Raw genomic sequence first — 17,371 nt, 5'->3', positions numbered from 1 at the left:
CGGGCGGGCCGAGTGCGCCCCTTGCGTTGCCTGGGCCACAGTCACTAACGCCTCGCAAGCGATCCCCGCCCATCCGTGACTATTCGCTCCCGATCCCGCTGATGCGCGCTATGTTGATGGAGTATCAAGTGACTTGCGCCACATGACAGAATGCGCACATCGGGGGATCGTGTGAGTACCACGAACGTGCCACCGCCATCACGGCCGACATCCGAACCGCCCACACCACCGACGGCTCCCGCGGCACCGCCGCCCACCCCACCGCACGCCAGCGAGGCGACCCGTCTGCTGTGCGCGGGCGCCTACCTCGACGCCTCCTACCGGGACCGGGTGATCGAGGAGCTGCACCTCAACGAGCAGCGGATCGTGGCGCCCTCGCTCGGCCTCGACGCCGCCCGGGTCCTCGCCCACGCACTGCGGGCCCGGCGTCTGGAACTGGCCTGGGCCGGCGCGATCGTGGGGCTGTGGGTGGTGGGCCTGCTGGTGACCGACATGCTGCTCGCTGGCTACCTGCTTCCCGGCCTGCTGCTGGCCATGGCGACCGCGGTCCACGGCGACGCCGACCGCCCGCCGCCTGCGCGGCGGCTCGCGGCGTTCGTCATGCGCTGGCTGGGCCGCACCGTGTTCGCCGTGTTCCTGGTCGCCACCGTGGCCATCGCGTTCACCGGCTCCGACAATGACTCGTCGGCCGACTCCTACGACCCCGCCTACGGGGCGTACGGCTCCTCCGGCGGCGAGTCGCCGGGTTTGTGGACCTTCCTCAAGGGGCTGCTGCCGGCCCTGTCGCAGATGGCCGGCGGCGACGGCACCGTCCAGCCGCTGCAGGCGTGGCTCGCGCTGGTGCTGTTCGTGGCCGTCGCCCTGTGCACGGGCGCCCAGCGCAGCCAGTTCGTCCGCGCCCTGGGCGGCGAGCTGGCCCAGGACCGGTTCGCGGACGCCGCCTCCGACCCGGCGGAGAGCGCGGACGGCGGGCGGTTCCAGCGGATGAAGGACCGCATCCGGCTGGAACAGCACAAGCCGCTGATCATGTATCACGAGGCGCACCCGTTCTGCGGTGCGGGAGCGGCCTACGACACCTGGGTGCTAGCCGTCGAACTGCGGCCGGACGAGGCGGGGAAGACCCGGCCGCTGAGCAACCGGACGGTGCTCGACACGATCCGCCCGCTGCTCGAAGCTCTGCGGCTGCCCGCGGAGTACGCGGGCACCACGGTGCGTGACCGACTGCGGTGGTTGGAGATCGACGAGTGTGTGTTCCTGCCCGCCGAGGGCCTGGCCCGACGTGAGGACGCCCCGTACGACCGGACGGCGTTCGAGGCGCACCGGGCCCGCGCCGTGGAGGAGGGCGCAGAGAAGCGCCGGCACTTCCTGCGCGTCCGCGTCGGCGGCTGGGAGGAGGAACTGGTCGTCACGGTCTTCATCCGCGTCCACACCCAGGGCCGCATGCTGATGCTGGAGATCGCCCCGCATGTGCTGCAGCCGATCCGCTCGGACTTCAAGGACTCCGACCGCACGGCCCACCGCTTCCGCAACAACAGCCCGTTCGGCAAAGCGACCTGGGCCGTCGCCCAGGTGCCCCGCTCCGCGTTCCGCTCAGTGGTCACGCTCTTCCAGGATGCTGCCTACGGCTGGCAGCTGCTCACCGCGGGTTACGCCAACGCGCTGCCCGACGGCCCCGCGCTGTCGGTGCGCGAGCTGGGAGCGGCGCCCGCCGGATCGCTCTTCCAGCAGATGGACGTCGACCGCTACCTCAAGAGCGTGCAGGACCGGATCGCACACGGCGTGCGTGCGGCGCTGTCCGCGCACGGCTATCAGACCGGCGAGTTCGTGCAGAAGGTCGTCAACATCAGCAACGGCGGGGTGCACATCGACTCCGTGGCGGACAGCACGTTCGCGGTCGGCACCAAAGCACGCGCCACCTCGACCACTCAGAAGGGTTCCGACGGCGATGACCAACGCGGATGAGCCGAGCGTCCGGATCGGCGATGTCTCCCACAGCACTTTCGCCATCGGCAGCCAGGCGCGCGCCGAGAGCCACCACGGTACGGCCTCGCAGCGCGACCCGGCCGCAGAGGAACTGCTGGCGGCGGTGCGCGCGCTGCGAGCCGATCTCACCCGGGTGCGGGCGGACGGGCGGACCGCGCAACTGGACGCCGAACTGGCCGATACCGAGGACGAGATCACCCGGACCGGCGCGGTCGGTCAGGGCAGGCTCCAGCGGCTGCGGCAGTTGCTCACGGACTCGGAGGCGCTGGTGAGCCTGATCGCCTCGGCCGGGGCCGTGGCGGGGCTACTGGGAATGTGAGAGGTGCGCGATGAGCGGGGGAGACCGGTACTGGAACGAGGAGACTCAGCGCTGGGAGGACGGCACGCAGGGGGAGCTTCATGTCACCCCTCCCCCGCCAGCCCGGCCTGATCACGAACCGCGGAGCGCTGGCGTCGGTGACGCGTCCTCGGCGGTCCCCTGGCCGGACCCGGTGCGGCCGTCGGCACCGGTCGTGCCGGGATGGCGGCAGCGGCCCCGGGTGTGGGCCTCGGTGGTGGCCGCGGCCGCCTTGATCGGGGTCACGGTGGCGCTCGTGGTGGTGCAGGTGAACGACGGCGACGAGTCAGTGCGGCGGCCCGCACCACGGGCGGACGGGACCGTGTCGCCGACCCCGTCACCGGAGACGTACCCCTCCGAGTCGCCGCAGGAGGAAACGTCGGCACTGTCCTCACCGTCTGCGTCGAGCCCTCAACTCCCCGCCGGCTACGAGTCGTTCGTCGACCCACAGGGTTTCCGGATCGCCATGCCCGTGGGCTGGACGCGGGAGGCCGTCCCGTCCGAGTACGGCATCGACGTCGTCAACTACCGCAGTCCCACCGGTGAGCAGAGGCTTCAGGTGTTCGAGGTGGCGGAGGCGACCGCGCAGGAGTCCTTCGAGTTGCTTCTGTCACCCCAGACTCCGAAGGCTCCCGGCTTCGAGCAGCTCGCCATGTACGACCTCACCGGCGTCGACGTCACGGGGGCGAGCCTGGAGTACCTGGTCGACGCGATCCGAGGCGAGCCCGATGTGGGGACATGGCACGTGGTCGACGCGCGGTTCGAGGCGTCGGACGGCGACCGATATGCGATCATCGCCTACGGCCGGGACGACGACGGCCGGGACGACGAGTTCGAGCTGGCCAGCACGGGGGTCGAGTGGTTCTGCCCGCCCGAGTGGACCTGCGGTTCGCAGTGACCTCTCGAGCGGTACGCGTCACCTATGGGGTCTCGAAGGCGCGGTGGGCTGCCATACGGCCGAATCCGTGTCCTTCCTCGTCATGCCTCTGACCGCAGAAAGCTGCTCGTCGAGTAGCGGCAAGCCATACGAGAACTGGCGGGTTCTGTTCTCGTCCCCCGCGAACGACTCGACGTTCTCGGTGTCGGAGCTGATGTTCCGCCCGCGCTGACGCAAGACCGGGACCGTGCAGGAGGACGGAGAGGGCGCCCACGGTCTCGGCGACGTCGGTGTCGGGGGCGAGAGGAACCCCGGCCGCCGCACGGCTGGGGTTCCTCGAGGCAGTGAGGCCGGTCAGCAGATGGGATCGCTCACGCCCTGAACCGCTCGCCCACCCGCCTGCAGACCGCACCACATCACGGTCACCGTGAATCGGGACGGTCAGCGCTGCAGGGTGAGCACACCCGGCCGCCACGGCAGTCGGTTGTAGTCTCCACCCGCGGTGGGCGACTTGCCCTGGTAGAGGAACTGCAGGTTGCAGGGGTCGATGGTCATGGTCTGGTCGGGGTTGTTGCGGACCAGGTCACCGTGGCTGATGTCGTTGGTCCAGGTGGCACCACTGTTGGCCTTGCCCGCGAAGGGGTTGCTCTCGGTGGCGGCCTGCGGGGTCCACGAGCCGCTCAGGCTGGAGGCCGTGAAGGAGCGGAAGTAGCGCCCGTTCGCGCCCATCGCCTCGACGATCATGAGGTACTGGTTCTGGCCCTGAACCTTATAGACCTGTACGCCCTCGAAGAGGTTGGCCTTCGTGTCGCTCATGATCGTCGTGTACGACGAGCCGAAGTTGCCCGGGAAGTTCCCGATCGGCATGCTCGCTCGGTAGATCTTGCCGTTGTCACCGGCGAAGAACAGGTACATGTTCTGGCCGTCGGCGATCAGGGTCTGGTCGATCGGGCCGGTGTCGGAGCCGGAGATGCTCCCGGTGAACAGCGGCTGCGGAGCGGACCAGCCGTTGGGGTTGGTGGGGTCGCTCGACGTGCGGTAGATGAAGGGCCATGCACCCCACTGGTACGCCAGCACCCATATGTTCTTGGGCGCGAAGTAGAACAGCGTGGGCGCCACCGCGGCCTGGCTCATGCCGGTCTGGCCTGCCGACGCCATGTCCGACCAGTTCGTGAAGGGACTGAACATCATGGAGCCGTACGACGATCCCGAGTAGTTCGACGCGTAGACCAGGTGCTTGCCGTTGTGCGTCACGGTGGTGAAGTCCTTCACCGCGGCCCACCCGTTCGCCGGCTGCGCCAGTACGCCCGTCGACGTCCACCGGTATGTCGACGGAAGGGAACACGTGCCGTCCGGCGGGGTCGGGGTCCCGGACAGGCCGGTCCACTTCTGGTTGCTGCCGCCGTTGCACGTCCCGATCTGCACCGCTGTGCCGTTGGTCGTGCCGGCGCCCGCGACCTCCAGGCACAGCCCGGACTCCACACCGAGTACCGTGCCGTCGGAGTTGACCCGCCACTGCTGGTTCGCACCGCCGGAGCAGGTCCAGATCTGCACCCGGGTACCGGCCGCGGTGGCGTGGCCCGGAACATCCAGGCACTTGTTGCCGTACACGGTGATCTGGTTGCTGTCGGTCAGCGTCCACTGCTGGTTGGTCCCGCCCCAGCAGTCGTAGATCTGGAGATAGGTGCCGTTGGTCTGGCTGGCGCCCGGCACATCGAGACACCGGTTCGAACCAACACCGCGCAGGGCGCCGGTGGAAGCCGCCTGAGCCGGGGTGGCGACGAGCATCGCTGCCAACGCGGTCAGCACCGCAATCGCGGCGGCGAGCGCCGCAGACGGATGCCTGCGGCTGAAACTTCCTCTGTACATGGGGACTTCCTCAACCTTTGGTAGGCGGTTCCGGTCGGCCTCGTCAGAGGTTGTCCGGACTGTCGGTGCAGTGCGGTGCGCAGCGGCCTGTGAGCACGACGGCAGACCGCTTGTGAGTTCCCGGCCCATCGCGACCTTCCGGAAGACCGGTGGCGCCCGGCGCCTTCGGACGGCATGGGCGCCAGGGGTGGAGGCTTGGACGTCGTCGGGTGAGGCCGTCGCAGTCCTGGGCGTCATCAGGACTGTGACGGCCGGCAGGCCCGAGACCGGGGCTCGGCGACGTCCGCCGTTGGAGCGGGATCCTGCATTGGCGAGGCCATGACATACGCATGTGACACGGCTCCTTGCGGCTCTGCGTCGGGCGTGACCCGGATTTGTCCTGATGCGCGATGGAGCTGGCATTCGTGATATCGAACAGAGGTCGAAGTGTCGAGCAACCTGAATGATAGGGAGCCGGTGAAGGGCGTCAATACCTCGCGCATGTGTCGCTACAAACAACGAAACATTCGAAGGCGACGATGCGCGCAACATCGCACGTCACGCCGACAAAGCGGCCGAGTCGCCCCGCACTCGGCGCCGGAGTGCAGCGATCTCGCGGACAGCGCCGACACCGGTCGGCCGTGTCTTCAGCGTCCGTGACACGCCGACTCTTCGAACGGCGTCATGAGTTTCGACCCCCTCTTCAGGTGCGGGGTGACGAGTCCCTGGACCCGGCGATCTTGGCGGACGACTGCTCCACCTCCCCGCGACCGCCGCGCCGGGTCACCGCGTCCGTGCCGGCCTCCTCCCGCTCCACCGCCAGGGCCACGACGGACACCCCTGGGGCTCAGCTCGCCGCCGACTGGAGCAGCTTGGGTGGAACAGCCGGGCAGCGCATGAGACAGGTAGACCTTCGACATCCTGGTACCGCATCCCCGCCCGGCCCGCGACCACGAGGCCCGCGCAGCCATCGCGGATCCGCTGATCGACGGCGGGGTTCGCCGATCGGCAGACCGCAAGCCTCGTGGGCAGCAGCCCGCCCGTGCAAGCAGATCGCCCAGCCGGCCGAGCAACTCATCGAGGGGCAGCGCCGGCTGGAGCGACTGGAGATCAGCCGGACGACCATCATGGAGAACGCCGAGGACAGCAACCCTGAGGAGCTCCGAGCCGCCGCAGTCCGCGTACCGGAGTCTCGAAAGTTTCGATCGGCAAACGGAAACTTTTTCTGCGAGGAGTGTTGACGACTCATCGTCAACACCTCAATCATCTCCTGTCGGAGAACCGGCGGCAGTTCGATATTTCGAGCTACCCCGACCCTGGGTAATCCGTGCTGCCCGGCAGATCCACGCACAGCCGCACGAAGGATCCACGCACCAAAAAGCACCTGCGCCACCCCCCTTTTTTTCGTTCCGGTGAGGTTCGCACCAGCGCATCCTGGCTCTTCGCGCAGTTGGAGAGGTGCGCGACGCCGCGTGGCGGTCCCCCGGCTGAGCCGCGATGGAGGACTCCATGCCCGTGTAGAACACCGCCGCCGCCCGCCGCCCGCCGACGGCCGACCGGGTGCGACCCGTACCGGTTGGATTCGTCCCGTCCCATGACCGCGGTGTCCGGTGATTCCGTGCTGCCAGGACTCCGGCCGCCCCGCCCGTCTGCCGAATGGGAGCGGACGACGCAATCCACTGCGCTTCAGTCCTTCCGTGATTCCTACCTTGGAGGCACAGTCATGGGCTCGTATGCCCTTCCCAGACCCATTATCCGCCGGAAGATCCGCGGTCTGCTGTTGGCGCTGGTCGTCGGCGTCCTCGGTGTGGTCACCGCACTGGTCGCGCCGCCGACCGCACACGCCGCCGAGAGCACGCTCGGCGCCGCAGCGGCGCAGAGCGGCCGCTACTTCGGAACCGCCATCGCCTCGGGCAAGCTGGGCGACTCGACGTACACGTCGATCGCGAACCGTGAGTTCAACTCGGTGACGGCCGAGAACGAAATGAAGATCGACGCCACCGAACCACAGCGGGGCCAGTTCAACTTCACCAACGCCGACCGCATCTTCAACTGGGCCGTGCAGAACGGCAAGCAGGTGCGCGGCCACACCCTGGCCTGGCACTCCCAGCAGCCCGGCTGGATGCAGAGCCTCAGCGGCAGCCAGCTGCGCCAGGCGATGATCAACCACATCAACGGCGTGATGGCTCACTACAAGGGCAAGATCGCCCAGTGGGACGTCGTGAACGAGGCCTTCGCCGACGGCAGTTCGGGAGCCCGGCGGGACTCCAACCTGCAGCGCACCGGCAATGACTGGATCGAGGTCGCCTTCCGCACCGCCCGCGCCGCCGACCCGGCCGCCAAGCTCTGCTACAACGACTACAACGTCGAGAACTGGACCTGGGCCAAGACCCAGGCCATGTACGCCATGGTGCGGGACTTCAAGCAGCGCGGCGTGCCGATCGACTGCGTCGGCTTCCAGGCGCACTTCAACAGCGGCAGCCCCTACAACAGCAACTTCCGCACCACCCTGCAGAACTTCGCCGCCCTCGGCGTCGACGTGGCCATCACCGAACTCGACATCCAGGGCGCCCCGGCCTCGACCTATGCCAGCGTGACCAACGACTGCCTGGCCGTCCCGCGCTGCCTCGGCATCACCGTCTGGGGTGTGCGCGACACCGACTCCTGGCGATCCGGGGACACGCCGCTGCTGTTCAACGGTGACGGCAGCAAGAAGCCCGCATACACCGCCGTCCTCAACGCACTCAACGGCGGCTCCACCACACCGCCCGCGGAGGGCGGACAGATCAAGGGCATCGCTTCCGGCCGCTGCCTGGACGTGCCCGGCACCAGCACCACCGATGGCACCCAGGTCCAGCTGTGGGACTGCCACAGCGGCAGCAACCAGCAGTGGACGTACACCGACGCCGGCGAGCTCAAGGTCTACGGCAACAAGTGCCTGGACGCCGCCGGCACCGGCAACGGCTCGAAGGTCCAGATCTACACCTGCTGGGGCGGCGACAACCAGAAATGGCGCCTCAACTCCGACGGATCCATCGTCGGTGTCCAGTCCAGCCTCTGCCTCGACGCCGTCGGAGGCGGCACAGCCAACGGCACCCTGATCCAGCTCTATTCCTGCTCGAACGGCAGCAACCAGCGCTGGACCCGCACCTGATGGCAGCTGCCATAAACGAAAGGGTGAATCGATGACGGCCTACGGTGCGGCTTGTCCCGCCCCTCCAGGAAGACATCGCTGGTGGTCCCGGGTCGCCGCCGTCGTGGCGGCGACCCTCGCGATCGGCATGCTCGCCGCGGTGAATCCGGCGCCCGCCGAGGCGGCGACGGTGGACACCAGTGCCTGGTACGTGCTGGTCAATCGCAACAGCGGCAAGGCGCTGGACGTCTCTGGCGCGTCTACCGCCGACGGCGCGCGTCTCAGCCAGTGGACGCGCAACGACGGAGCCAACCAGCAATGGCAGTTCGTGGACTCCGGCGGCGGCTTCTACCGCCTCAAGGCCCGGCATTCGGGCAAGGTTCTCGACCTGGCCGGCGCATCGACCGCAGACGGTGCCGTATTCCAGCAGTGGGCCGACCACAACGGGGCCAACCAGCAGTTCCGCCTGGCCGACTCCGACGCGGGCCACGTCCGGTTGCTCAATCGCACCAGCGGCAAGGCGGTGGAGGTTCAGGGCGCCTCCACCGCCGACGGCGCCAACGTCGTCCAGTACACCGACTGGGGTGGCGCCAACCAGCAGTGGCAGATGATCAAGCTGTCGTCCGGTGGCGGCGGCGGATGCGGCAGCGCCCCGACTCTGACGAGCGGTACGCACACGATTCAGAGCGGCGGTAAAAGCCGCAGCTTCATCCTCAGGGTTCCCGCCAACTACGACAACAGCCGCCCCTACCGGCTGATCTTCGCGTTCCACTGGCGGGGCGGGACCGCCGGCGACGTCGCCTCCGGCGGCACGAGCGGGAACGCCTGGTCCTACTACGGCCAACAGGAACAGTCGAACAACAGCGCGATCCTCGTCGCCCCCCAGGGCCTCGGCAACGGCTGGGCCAATTCAGGCGGTGAGGACGTCACCTTCGTCGACGACATGATCCGGCGAATCGAGAGCGGCCTCTGCGTCAACCCGGCACAGCGTTTCGCCACGGGATTCAGTTGGGGCGGCGGTATGAGCTACGCACTCGCATGCAGCCGGGCCACCGTCTTCAGGGCCGTCGCGGTCATTTCCGGTGCCCAGATCAGCGGGTGCAGCGGCGGCACCCAGCCCATCGCCTACTTCGGGATCCACGGCATCAGCGACGACGTCCTCAACATCGGGCAAGGACGGTCCCTGCGCGACAAGTTCGTCGCCAACAACGGCTGCACTGCCCAAAGTCCGCGCGAGCCCGCCCCGGGCAGCCGAACGCACATCACCACCACCTACTCGGGCTGCCGGGCCGGGTACCCGGTCCAATGGGCCGCGTTCGACGGAGGCCACATACCCGGTCCGGTAGACGGCTCCCCCAGCGAAAGCGGCGTCGCCACCTGGACCAAAGCAGAGATCTGGAGGTTCTTCGCACAGTTCCAGTGACACGCCCGCACCATGAGGTGGAGCCAGGATGATCCTGGCTCCACTCCATGGCCGTCCACCCCCAGATGGAAGGACGAAGAGGCCTTTTAGGAGGTCTCGCCCGCCCTGCCGAACCCGACGTGCGTCCCTCCGCAACTCATGGTGGCGTGGACGATGTCGTGTTCCTCGTCACCGAGCGTGACGCCGAGCCGACGCCGGGCCGAAGGCGCGGTCTGCGGCACGCTCAGCGGCATCGGCTCGCGCACGCCCCGGCGGTCTTCGTCGTCGTCCTGGACCACCCGACCTCCACCTACTCCGGCGACGCCTCGATGTCCGCCCCCCTTACCTGCGACGCCGCCATTTCACCGCCTACCCCACCGCGCGTCGTAGCCCCTCAGACCTCGGCCGTGCAGAACACGCATCCCTCCCGGAACGGCAGCGCGTTCAGCACCCGGTGGCGTACGCAGGAGGCCATCGCGGCCTCCTGCGGCCCGGGCAGGACGTTCGCGCCGGCCCTCGCGGTCGCGGCGGGGTCGAAGTCCTCCACCATCGCCCGGTACGTGCGCAGGTACTCCTCGGCCCGGGACGGCTCGTACGTCAGCTCCTCCCACCGGTAGCGGGACAGCGCCAGATCCAGGACGCGCAGCAGGAAGTCCCGGGCGCTGGCCCGCTCCTGCGGCGTGTCGCCCCAGTCCAGCTCCGCCAGACCGAAACCGACCACCCCACGCCCCATCACGTTCTGGTCCTGTCGTGTCAGCAGGGCGGCGAAGCGGAAGTCCCACGGCTCGTGGGCCAGCGCGGACACGGAGAGCGTCAGCACGTCCACGAACACCGCCGTACCGCCATTGGTCATCTCCAGGCACCGGCCGGCACCGCCGTCGAACACGTTCATGTTCCGAGACTAGGCCGTCTCTTTCGGCTCTTGCCCGTCGAGCCCGCGTCTCCCCCAGCTACCACCATCCACGCCTGGGCCCTCTACGTGGACCGGGACGACGACAAGGACCTGCGGTTGTTCTTCTTCTACGGCGACCCCGACGGCGGGAACAGGTACGTCCTCTCCCGCCCTCAGACCTGAGTCGTCACGCAGCAGAGCGATCCCACGTCGACACGAAGCTCTGTGTGCCAGACGGAACGAGCACACCACCCAGCCCCGCCGAGCAACAGCGGACCAAGAAGACGAGCCACACTATCCATCGTCGTCCTCCCGTCCGGGGGCACCTCGGTCGGAGTCGGAGTCGCCTGGGGCCGGCTGAAGGAAGTCAGTGAGGGCGCGGGCCAGCTCCGCAGGGGCCTGTTCGGCGACATGATGCCCGGAGTCGATGCCATGCCCTCGGACGTCGGTGGCCCACCGTCGCCAGACAGCGACAGGATCCCCGTAGAGGTCTTCCAGGTCGTCCTGGAGCGACCAGAGGACTAGGGTCGGGCAGGTGATGCGCTTGCCGGCATCCCAGTCAGCCTCCTCGTGCCGCCGGTCGACGGTGAGGCCGGCGCGGTAGTCCTCGAGCATCGCCCGCACCACGTCGGGATTGCGGGTCGCCTGCCGCCACTCGTCGTAGTTCTCCGAGCCCATGGCATCAGCGTCGCCGCGGTACCAACTGTCGGGATCGGCGGTGATGACCCGCTCGGGGATGCCCGGCTGGGCGAAGAAGAACCAATGCCACCACTGAGTGGCGAACTCGACGGTGATCCGCGACAGGTGTTCCGTCAGCGGCAGACAGTCGAGGAAGGCTGCTCGGGAGACGGCCTCCGGGTGGTCCAGCGTCAGACGCAGTGCCACGCTGCCCCCGCGGTCATGCCCGGCGAGTGCGAACCGGGGGTGTCCGAGATGTTTCATCACGGCCACCACATCACCGGCGACAGCACGCTTCGAATAACCCACGTGATCTTCCGTGAACCGCGGCCCCCGAGAACGTCCGTATCCGCGCAGATCAGGGCAGACCACCGTGTGTCCGGCTTCCACGAGTCGCGGAGCCACCCGGTGCCACGTGGATGACGTACGAGGATGACCATGCAGCAGGACCACCGGCGGACCCTCCCCGCCGAAGCGAACGAAGACCGACGCCTCCCCGGTGTCGATCTGCTCCTCCTGAAACCCATCGAACACGCCAGCCTCCCTCGAGCACGGCTCGCCCACCGCCCCCCTGGGGCCGGCGACTGGCTTCTTCGTCTGCCCCCGCCCGCTACGGCCATGCGCGCGGTGAAGGCGGACGCAGCCGGGAGCGGGACCTTCCCAGGGAACAGTGTCGTGGGTGGCCCGCCCCACCGGGCGCCAGCAGGTCGCGCTCGGCAACTCCGGCGCACCGAGCTGTCCTGTACGCCCTGCACCCCGGGCGGCCCCTCCCCCGTGGCAGGCGGTGTCCCCGGGCAGACCGTGGGCGCCTGTCGCCCGTGGACGGCCGCTGATTGCTCTGTTCGGAGACAGCTCGGGACCTGCGGCTCACCTGGACAGGCGAAAAGATCGAATATCCGCGCGGAGACGGGGTAGAACGGACGCTGGGTGCCTTCCCGTCGTGGTCGGCCCCGCCCACAGACCAGCCGGAAGTATCCGGCGATAGCGAAGGAAAGCAGTATGGCCAGCGGCACCGTGAAGTGGTTCAACGCCGAGAAGGGCTTCGGATTCATCGCCCAGGACGGCGGCGGACCGGACGTCTTCGCCCACTACTCCAACATCGCCGGCAACGGCTACCGGGAACTCGTCGAGGGCGAGTCGGTCACCTTCGACGTGACCCAGGGCCAGAAGGGTCCGCAGGCCGAGAACATCGTCCGCGGCTGACGACCGTAGAGCACACCGCTACGCGCCGATGCCACCGTGCACAGTGCACAGCAAACGCCACCGACGCGGTGTGAAGCAGTTCGGCAGGCCCAGCCAGGAAGAGAAGGGGCCCGGCACCAGCCGGGCCCCTTCTCCGTGTGCCGCCGGGAGTCGGAGCACGGCACCAGGCACAGGAGCAGCGCAAGCTCTCCCCACGCGTGATCCGTGGGCGACCGTGCCCTGCGTCAGGGGAATCGCCGTGCGGGTTGTCTGCGAGGTGGCGGGCGAGGGCACGCAGCTCGCCGAGGCGCGTGTCGTCGAGACGGTCCGGTACGGCGGTGAGGAATCAGCCCAGAGCTCGGCTCGCCCGGCCTCGGAGAATCGGCAGCCCTCCCCAGGACGCCCGGGAATTGCCGTATCGGCAAAAGTAGTTGTCGTTCTGAGCAGCGTGCGCGCAGCCTGGTCCCTGCCCAGACCGTCGAAGACCGGGAGGCTGCACCATGACCTTTCATGCAGGCATTGGAAGCGAACAGGGTTCTGGTGGCGACGCACCGCTGAACAACCGTGTCCATCACATCCGCGCCGGCGAGCTGGACGGTCACGCCGCCATCAGCGGCGGCACGGCCGGCTCCAAGAACCTTTGGATGGGCATGGTGGTGAATCCGCCGTCGAGCTCAACGGACAATCACCATCACGGCGATTCGGAGGCGGGCATCTACGTGGTCAGCGGTCACCCCGTGTTCGTCTACCACGACGGCACACAGGAGGTCCGACTGGCCGCCGGCCCTGGTGACTTCTTCCTCGTTCCGCCGTTCGTCCCGCACAGGGAGGAGAACCCCGACCCGAACGAGCCCGCGGTCGTCGTCATCGCTCGGACCACCCAGGAGCCCATCAAGGTGCCCGTACCGAAGCTGTACCGGCTCGAGGTGACGGACACGCAGGGAAGCGGGCGAACTGGTGTCTCGGGTTGAGTTGAGCTCGGTTCTTGTGCTCGGCGACCTTGGTCGGCATGGTGTCCAGGGCGGGTACTTATCTCGTACCTGGCGAACTGCGGGTGGCCCCGATGCTGTCGCGCGCTGTGGAAGCGCCGCATCGAACCATGATCGCCCGACGCGGATGGGCCACGGTTCCGGACTGGGCCAGGAGCGCTGGGTGGTCGAGCGCGCCTTCGCCTGACTGCACTGAACCAGTTCGACCGCCTCCGCACCCGCTACGAACGACGTGTCGGCCCGCACCACGGCGCCTGCTCGAACTGGTCTGCAGCCGCATATGCTTCCGCCGCCTACGAAACCTCATCCTGAGCGATCAGTTGGCCACGCTGAACCACCCCGGCCGCACCTCGTTCAGAAGCGGCTGTAGCGACCGCACTGCGGACCGCATGTCCTCATCCGTGACGTCAAGGGGCTCGAGCAGGCTCAGTCCATACCAGCGCAGCCGCCACAGGTCGAAGACGTTGCTTCCGTCGGCTGCGAAGTCCACACCGACCGCAGTGCCGTTGTCGCTCACGAAGCGGCACCCTGCCCCGTGAACCTTGTACGAGTAGGCGCCGATGTGATCACTCCGGCTGATCCGGCGCGAGCGGACCAGCCCGACGACGTCCGCCAGTCGCTGCAACGAGGGGATCGCCACCCTCATGGCCTCCTCGATCGCGTTCAGAGCGTGGACGTAACGGAGCACGAGGTCTCGCACAGCGTCAACCCGTTCCATACGGCGTCATCCCCCTGGCCTGTGGCTGAAGGGATTGTTCCATGGGGCTGCCAGGGTCTCCGCAGGACGGCATTCTGCAACGATCAGTAAGGCTCGGGCCCGTCCGATGGTGCTGATCCTCGTACGGTGACGGTTCTGAATCCCGGCTACCCTCCCATCCCCTCCGACGCCGCATTCGCTTCCTTCAGCGCTCCCGCCCCCGCTCTTTGCGGGTCGTACACGAAGTGGACCGGCGCGTTCTCGATGCCGCAGAGATGCGAGATCCCGAAGCGCAGCGTCCGTCCCAGCCCGTGCGGGGCGGGGACCGAGATCGAGCGTCCCTGCGCCCGTCGGTGAGTTGTCAGGGTCCCATCGGTGCGCTGTCGGTCGCTTGTCGGCGGTGGCTGCGACCTTTCCAGAGACGGCCGCCGGCACTCACCGGGCGGCTCATCCGGAAGGAGCCATCATGCACACTCCCGTCACGATCATCGGCGCGGGACTCGGCGGGCTCACACTCGCCCGCGTCCTGCACGTCCACGGAATACCGTCCACGGTCTACGAGGCCGATCCCTCCCCTTCGGCGCGTTCGCAGGGCGGGATGCTCGACATCCACGACTACAACGGGCAACTCGCGCTTGAGGCCGCCGGGCTGATGGACGAGTTCCACGCCATCGTGCTGGAGGGCCGCCAGGCGATGCGGTTCCTCGACCGGGACGGCACCGTCCTGTTCGAGAAGGCCGACGACGGCACGGGCGGACGCCCTGAGGTGATGCGCGGTGACCTGCGAGGCATTCTGCTCGACTCACTTCCGGCGGGCACCGTTCGATGGGGGCAGAAGGTCAGCGGCGCCCGTTCCCTCGGCGGGGGCCGCCATGAGGTGACGTTCGCGGACGGCAGCACCGTCAGGACCAGCCTGCTGGTCGGCGCGGACGGCGCGTGGTCACGGGTCCGGCCCCTGCTCTCCAGCACCACACCCGAGTACACCGGCAAGTCGGTCGTCGAGACCTGCCTTCTCGACGCCGGCACCCGGCACCCGGCCGCCGCGGAAGCGGTCGGCGGCGGGTCGATGATCGCGCACACGCCAGACAGGGAGATCTTCGCTCACCGGGAGAGGGCCGACACCCTGCATGCCTACATAGGGCTGTCCGAGCCGCAGGAATGGTTCGACGCCATCGATTTCGCCGATGGGGCCGTGGCCACCGCTCGGATCGCGCAGGAGTTCGACGGCTGGGCGCCGGAGCTCACCGCGCTGATCACCGACAGCGACATCGCACCGGTCCTGCGCCCTCTCTACGCCCTGCCGGCCGGGCACCGGTGGGACCGGGTGCCGGGGGTGACCCTGCTCGGGGACGCCGCCCACCTTTCGGCCCCGAACGGCGAAGGCGCGAACCTTGCCATGCTCGACGGTGCCGAGCTCGGCACGGCCCTCGCCGCGCACCCCGGCGACATCGAGGCCGCGCTCACCGCATACGAGCAGGCCATGTTCCCCCGCAGCACCGAGGCCGCCGAATTCGGGGGACCCGAGGCCCACGGGACCGACTCCGACAGCCAGGCAGTCCGCGCCCTGATCACCGCGCTGACCGGGCGCGAGCAGCAGCAGTCGCCGTAGAGCAGTGGACCGAGGTGCTTGCCGTACTCCCCACCGCACGCGGCCTCGGCCGTGGGGAACCGAGGTACCCGCCGGACGCCGCGTCGCTTGTTCCGTCCGCCGACGACGGCGATCATCGACGCGGCACCCGGCGGGTGCCGCGCCCCCAGCCGGCGGTGCGCATTCAAGCCCCTGCTTCTGCGACGGTACGCACGCCTGTGTTGTCCTCCGAGGGCGAGCAGCCCGGCTGTGTTCTCCCCAGCCGACGGGGTTCTTCACGCGGCACGCCGAGCCGGGTGCGCGCCACGGCGGGTCATCTCACGCGGCCCTCGTCCGGTTCGTCCTCCTCGTCGGGGAGATGGACGTCGCCGACGGCGATGTTCACCTCGACGACCTCCAGGCCCGTCATCCGTTCCACCGCGTTGATCACGTTGGAACGCGCCTCACCGGCCACGTCGACGATGGAGGCGCCGTACTCGATGACGATGTCGAGGTCCACGGCGGCCTGCCGCTCCCCGACCTCCACCTTCACGCCCCGGGTGACACCGTCGCCGCCGCCGGGCACCCGGTTGCGCACGGCCCCCATGGCACGGGCCATGCCCCCGCCGAGGCTGTGGATGGCCGGCACCTCGCGGGCGGCCATACCCGCGATCTTGGCCACCACGCCGTCAGCGATGCTGGTCCTCCCCCGCGTCTCCGCGGGGGCGGTGGCCCCGGTACGTCCCTTCAGCGGGCTCACGTCGGTGTCCGGCCGGTCGCCCAGGCCGATGCCGGTGGTGTGCTCCGTCATGCGATCGCCTCAATCGGTCGGGCGGGCACCGTGCGGTGCACGCCGGGAAATCGTCGGAATGCCGCGTCCCCTGCGCCTGGACATCAGACCTCACCGGCATGGTCCAGCGGTTGCTGTGCCGGGGTGCCGGCCGCGAGCCAGGACTGTGCGGGTTCCGCGGTGCGTGCGGTGTCGAGGGTCAGATGGAGGCGGGTCCCGCCCTCGCCGCCTGCCGGGTAGCTGCGCTGCTCGGTCGAGGCGAAGCAGCGGCGGAGCACTTCGGCGACGCGACGGGCGGCCTCCGGTGTCGCGGCCACGATCCGGACCTCGGCGTGGGTCTCGGGAGACGAGGGCTCGTGCGTCATGCGGACCTCCTGGGAGGGGACGGGTACGCACCACCGACGCGGTCGCTGCCGGGCACGCCGGACGACGGTCACGAGCCGGCCCCCCGGGGCGGTTCCGCGGCGGTGGTGTCGATCAGGATCTGCTGTGCCTGCTTGGGGTTGCCGGCCTGGACGGCTTCGGCCATCGCGGCCCGTGCCGCCTCCAGGGGCGTCCCCGGTGGCACCACGAGCAGGGTGAAGAGGTCCTGGTCGCCACGGGTCACGAGCGCGGTGTCGTCACCCACGGCGAACGAGTCGATGTGTACCACCCGGTCGTCGACAATGATCCGCGTCGGCAGTTCGTTCCAGGCCGCGCTGTCCAGGCCGATCCTGGTGATCGGTCCGAGGCGCTCGGTCAGTGCGGTGATCAGGCCGGGCAGTTCGGCGGCGACGTCCCTCGAGCGGGGCCACCATGCGCCGTCCAGGAGGCCCTGGCGCTCGTGGGTGGTGGTGAGCCGCAGGAACGCGGTTCCGGGGCGGATGGATCGGTGCACACCGTCCGGCAGGAGTTTCGCCCCGGGCGGGGGGTGGGGGTCGGACATCGCGCTCACCTGCCGTTCGGACGGCGGCAGGCCGCTGGTCGGGGTGGTGCCGGCGGGTGGGGCGGCTGCCG

18 protein-coding genes are annotated in these 17,371 nt (G+C 68.9%); 9 read left to right on the top strand and 9 right to left on the bottom strand.

Annotated elements, in window-relative coordinates; genetic code table 11:
* Positions 1 to 171 precede the first annotated feature (171 nt).
* The 3 genes from CCN42_RS34420 (at position 172) to CCN42_RS34410 (ending at position 3,218) form a co-directional block, all read left to right on the top strand.
* The gene (locus CCN42_RS34420) at positions 172 to 1,962 is read left to right on the top strand and encodes a hypothetical protein (RefSeq protein ID WP_245877596.1); all 1,791 of its coding nucleotides are present in this window, start codon (positions 172 to 174) and stop codon (positions 1,960 to 1,962) included.
* Positions 1,946 to 2,302, top strand: coding sequence for a hypothetical protein (locus CCN42_RS34415; protein ID WP_086741333.1), 357 nt, complete (start codon positions 1,946 to 1,948; stop codon positions 2,300 to 2,302). The genes CCN42_RS34420 and CCN42_RS34415 overlap by 17 nt, the downstream gene beginning before the upstream one ends.
* Positions 2,303 to 2,495: 193 nt before the next feature.
* Positions 2,496 to 3,218 (top strand): hypothetical protein, encoded by a 723-nt coding sequence (locus CCN42_RS34410; protein WP_245877595.1) that lies wholly within the window; start codon positions 2,496 to 2,498, stop codon positions 3,216 to 3,218.
* 420 nt (positions 3,219 to 3,638) lie between these two features.
* Here CCN42_RS34410 and CCN42_RS34405 read toward each other — a convergent pair whose 3' ends face one another.
* Positions 3,639 to 5,066 carry a non-reducing end alpha-L-arabinofuranosidase family hydrolase gene (locus tag CCN42_RS34405; RefSeq protein WP_086741331.1) on the bottom strand — a complete coding sequence of 476 codons (1,428 nt, stop codon included), beginning with the start codon at positions 5,064 to 5,066 and terminating at the stop codon, positions 3,639 to 3,641.
* Between the two features lie 682 nt (positions 5,067 to 5,748).
* Positions 5,749 to 5,874: a hypothetical protein gene (locus tag CCN42_RS45755; protein WP_281259552.1), complete on the bottom strand. Its 126-nt coding sequence runs from the start codon at positions 5,872 to 5,874 to the stop codon at positions 5,749 to 5,751.
* Positions 5,875 to 6,768: 894 nt separating this feature from the next.
* On the opposite strand from CCN42_RS45755, the gene CCN42_RS34395 reads away from it, so the two are divergent.
* Together CCN42_RS34395 and CCN42_RS34390 are read left to right on the top strand one after the other, a co-directional pair.
* Positions 6,769 to 8,199: an endo-1,4-beta-xylanase gene (locus tag CCN42_RS34395; protein ID WP_086741330.1), complete on the top strand. Its 1,431-nt coding sequence runs from the start codon at positions 6,769 to 6,771 to the stop codon at positions 8,197 to 8,199.
* 31 nt (positions 8,200 to 8,230) lie between these two features.
* Entirely contained in the window at positions 8,231 to 9,601 is a 1,371-nt protein-coding gene (locus CCN42_RS34390) for an RICIN domain-containing protein (protein WP_086741329.1), read from the top strand.
* 86 nt (positions 9,602 to 9,687) lie between these two features.
* Here the strand turns inward: CCN42_RS34390 and CCN42_RS34385 are convergent, their stop codons facing one another.
* Positions 9,688 to 9,879, bottom strand: a complete 192-nt coding sequence (locus CCN42_RS34385; RefSeq protein WP_086741328.1) for a hypothetical protein — start codon at positions 9,877 to 9,879, stop codon at positions 9,688 to 9,690.
* Positions 9,880 to 9,974: 95 nt separating this feature from the next.
* Positions 9,975 to 10,472 (bottom strand): hypothetical protein, encoded by a 498-nt coding sequence (locus tag CCN42_RS34380; RefSeq protein ID WP_086741327.1) that lies wholly within the window; start codon positions 10,470 to 10,472, stop codon positions 9,975 to 9,977.
* Positions 10,473 to 10,502: 30 nt separating this feature from the next.
* Between CCN42_RS34380 and CCN42_RS42890 the strand changes: the two genes are divergently transcribed.
* Positions 10,503 to 10,655 carry a hypothetical protein gene (locus CCN42_RS42890; RefSeq protein ID WP_158102169.1) on the top strand — a complete coding sequence of 51 codons (153 nt, stop codon included), beginning with the start codon at positions 10,503 to 10,505 and terminating at the stop codon, positions 10,653 to 10,655.
* A 111-nt stretch (positions 10,656 to 10,766) separates the two neighbouring features.
* Here CCN42_RS42890 and CCN42_RS34375 read toward each other — a convergent pair whose 3' ends face one another.
* Entirely contained in the window at positions 10,767 to 11,684 is a 918-nt protein-coding gene (locus CCN42_RS34375; protein WP_086741326.1) for an alpha/beta fold hydrolase, read from the bottom strand.
* Positions 11,685 to 12,149: 465 nt separating this feature from the next.
* On the opposite strand from CCN42_RS34375, the gene CCN42_RS34370 reads away from it, so the two are divergent.
* Positions 12,150 to 12,353: a cold-shock protein gene (locus CCN42_RS34370; protein WP_043497556.1), complete on the top strand. Its 204-nt coding sequence runs from the start codon at positions 12,150 to 12,152 to the stop codon at positions 12,351 to 12,353.
* Between the two features lie 479 nt (positions 12,354 to 12,832).
* Positions 12,833 to 13,303 carry a cupin domain-containing protein gene (locus CCN42_RS34365; RefSeq protein WP_086741325.1) on the top strand — a complete coding sequence of 157 codons (471 nt, stop codon included), beginning with the start codon at positions 12,833 to 12,835 and terminating at the stop codon, positions 13,301 to 13,303.
* A gap of 334 nt (positions 13,304 to 13,637) precedes the next feature.
* Here CCN42_RS34365 and CCN42_RS34360 read toward each other — a convergent pair whose 3' ends face one another.
* Positions 13,638 to 14,039: a DUF6896 domain-containing protein gene (locus tag CCN42_RS34360; RefSeq protein WP_086741324.1), complete on the bottom strand. Its 402-nt coding sequence runs from the start codon at positions 14,037 to 14,039 to the stop codon at positions 13,638 to 13,640.
* Between the two features lie 445 nt (positions 14,040 to 14,484).
* Here CCN42_RS34360 and CCN42_RS34355 point away from each other — a divergent pair, with 445 nt between their 5' ends.
* Entirely contained in the window at positions 14,485 to 15,627 is a 1,143-nt protein-coding gene (locus CCN42_RS34355; protein WP_086741323.1) for an FAD-dependent oxidoreductase, read from the top strand.
* Between the two features lie 292 nt (positions 15,628 to 15,919).
* Here CCN42_RS34355 and CCN42_RS34350 read toward each other — a convergent pair whose 3' ends face one another.
* The 3 genes from CCN42_RS34350 to CCN42_RS34340 all read right to left on the bottom strand — a co-directional run bounded on the left by CCN42_RS34350 (position 15,920) and on the right by CCN42_RS34340 (position 17,300).
* Entirely contained in the window at positions 15,920 to 16,396 is a 477-nt protein-coding gene (locus CCN42_RS34350; protein WP_086741322.1) for an Asp23/Gls24 family envelope stress response protein, read from the bottom strand.
* Positions 16,397 to 16,479: 83 nt separating this feature from the next.
* Positions 16,480 to 16,740 (bottom strand): hypothetical protein, encoded by a 261-nt coding sequence (locus CCN42_RS34345; RefSeq protein WP_086741321.1) that lies wholly within the window; start codon positions 16,738 to 16,740, stop codon positions 16,480 to 16,482.
* 68 nt (positions 16,741 to 16,808) lie between these two features.
* Positions 16,809 to 17,300 carry a DUF5994 family protein gene (locus CCN42_RS34340; RefSeq protein WP_086741334.1) on the bottom strand — a complete coding sequence of 164 codons (492 nt, stop codon included), beginning with the start codon at positions 17,298 to 17,300 and terminating at the stop codon, positions 16,809 to 16,811.
* Between the last annotated feature and the right edge of the window lie 71 nt (positions 17,301 to 17,371).

This window comes from Streptomyces glaucescens (assembly GCF_002154375.1).
Classification (GTDB): Bacteria; Actinomycetota; Actinomycetes; order Streptomycetales; family Streptomycetaceae; genus Streptomyces; species Streptomyces glaucescens.
Note: the sequence above shows the minus strand (reverse complement) of the source record. Positions and strands in the feature narration are given on the sequence as shown.

Bases quoted from the DNA above. Each gene is read 5' to 3' on its own strand.
- CCN42_RS34415 (WP_086741333.1), top strand. From the start codon at position 1,946: ATGACCAACGCGGATGAGCCGAGCGTCCGGATCGGCGATGTCTCCCAC.
- CCN42_RS34405 (WP_086741331.1), bottom strand. From the start codon at position 5,066: ATGTACAGAGGAAGTTTCAGCCGCAGGCATCCGTCTGCGGCGCTCGCC.
- CCN42_RS34395 (WP_086741330.1), top strand. From the start codon at position 6,769: ATGGGCTCGTATGCCCTTCCCAGACCCATTATCCGCCGGAAGATCCGC.
- CCN42_RS34390 (WP_086741329.1), top strand. From the start codon at position 8,231: ATGACGGCCTACGGTGCGGCTTGTCCCGCCCCTCCAGGAAGACATCGC.
- CCN42_RS34380 (WP_086741327.1), bottom strand. From the start codon at position 10,472: ATGAACGTGTTCGACGGCGGTGCCGGCCGGTGCCTGGAGATGACCAAT.
- CCN42_RS34370 (WP_043497556.1), top strand. From the start codon at position 12,150: ATGGCCAGCGGCACCGTGAAGTGGTTCAACGCCGAGAAGGGCTTCGGA.
- CCN42_RS34365 (WP_086741325.1), top strand. From the start codon at position 12,833: ATGACCTTTCATGCAGGCATTGGAAGCGAACAGGGTTCTGGTGGCGAC.
- CCN42_RS34360 (WP_086741324.1), bottom strand. From the start codon at position 14,039: ATGGAACGGGTTGACGCTGTGCGAGACCTCGTGCTCCGTTACGTCCAC.
- CCN42_RS34355 (WP_086741323.1), top strand. From the start codon at position 14,485: ATGCACACTCCCGTCACGATCATCGGCGCGGGACTCGGCGGGCTCACA.
- CCN42_RS34350 (WP_086741322.1), bottom strand. From the start codon at position 16,396: ATGACGGAGCACACCACCGGCATCGGCCTGGGCGACCGGCCGGACACC.
- CCN42_RS34345 (WP_086741321.1), bottom strand. From the start codon at position 16,740: ATGACGCACGAGCCCTCGTCTCCCGAGACCCACGCCGAGGTCCGGATC.
- CCN42_RS34340 (WP_086741334.1), bottom strand. From the start codon at position 17,300: ATGTCCGACCCCCACCCCCCGCCCGGGGCGAAACTCCTGCCGGACGGT.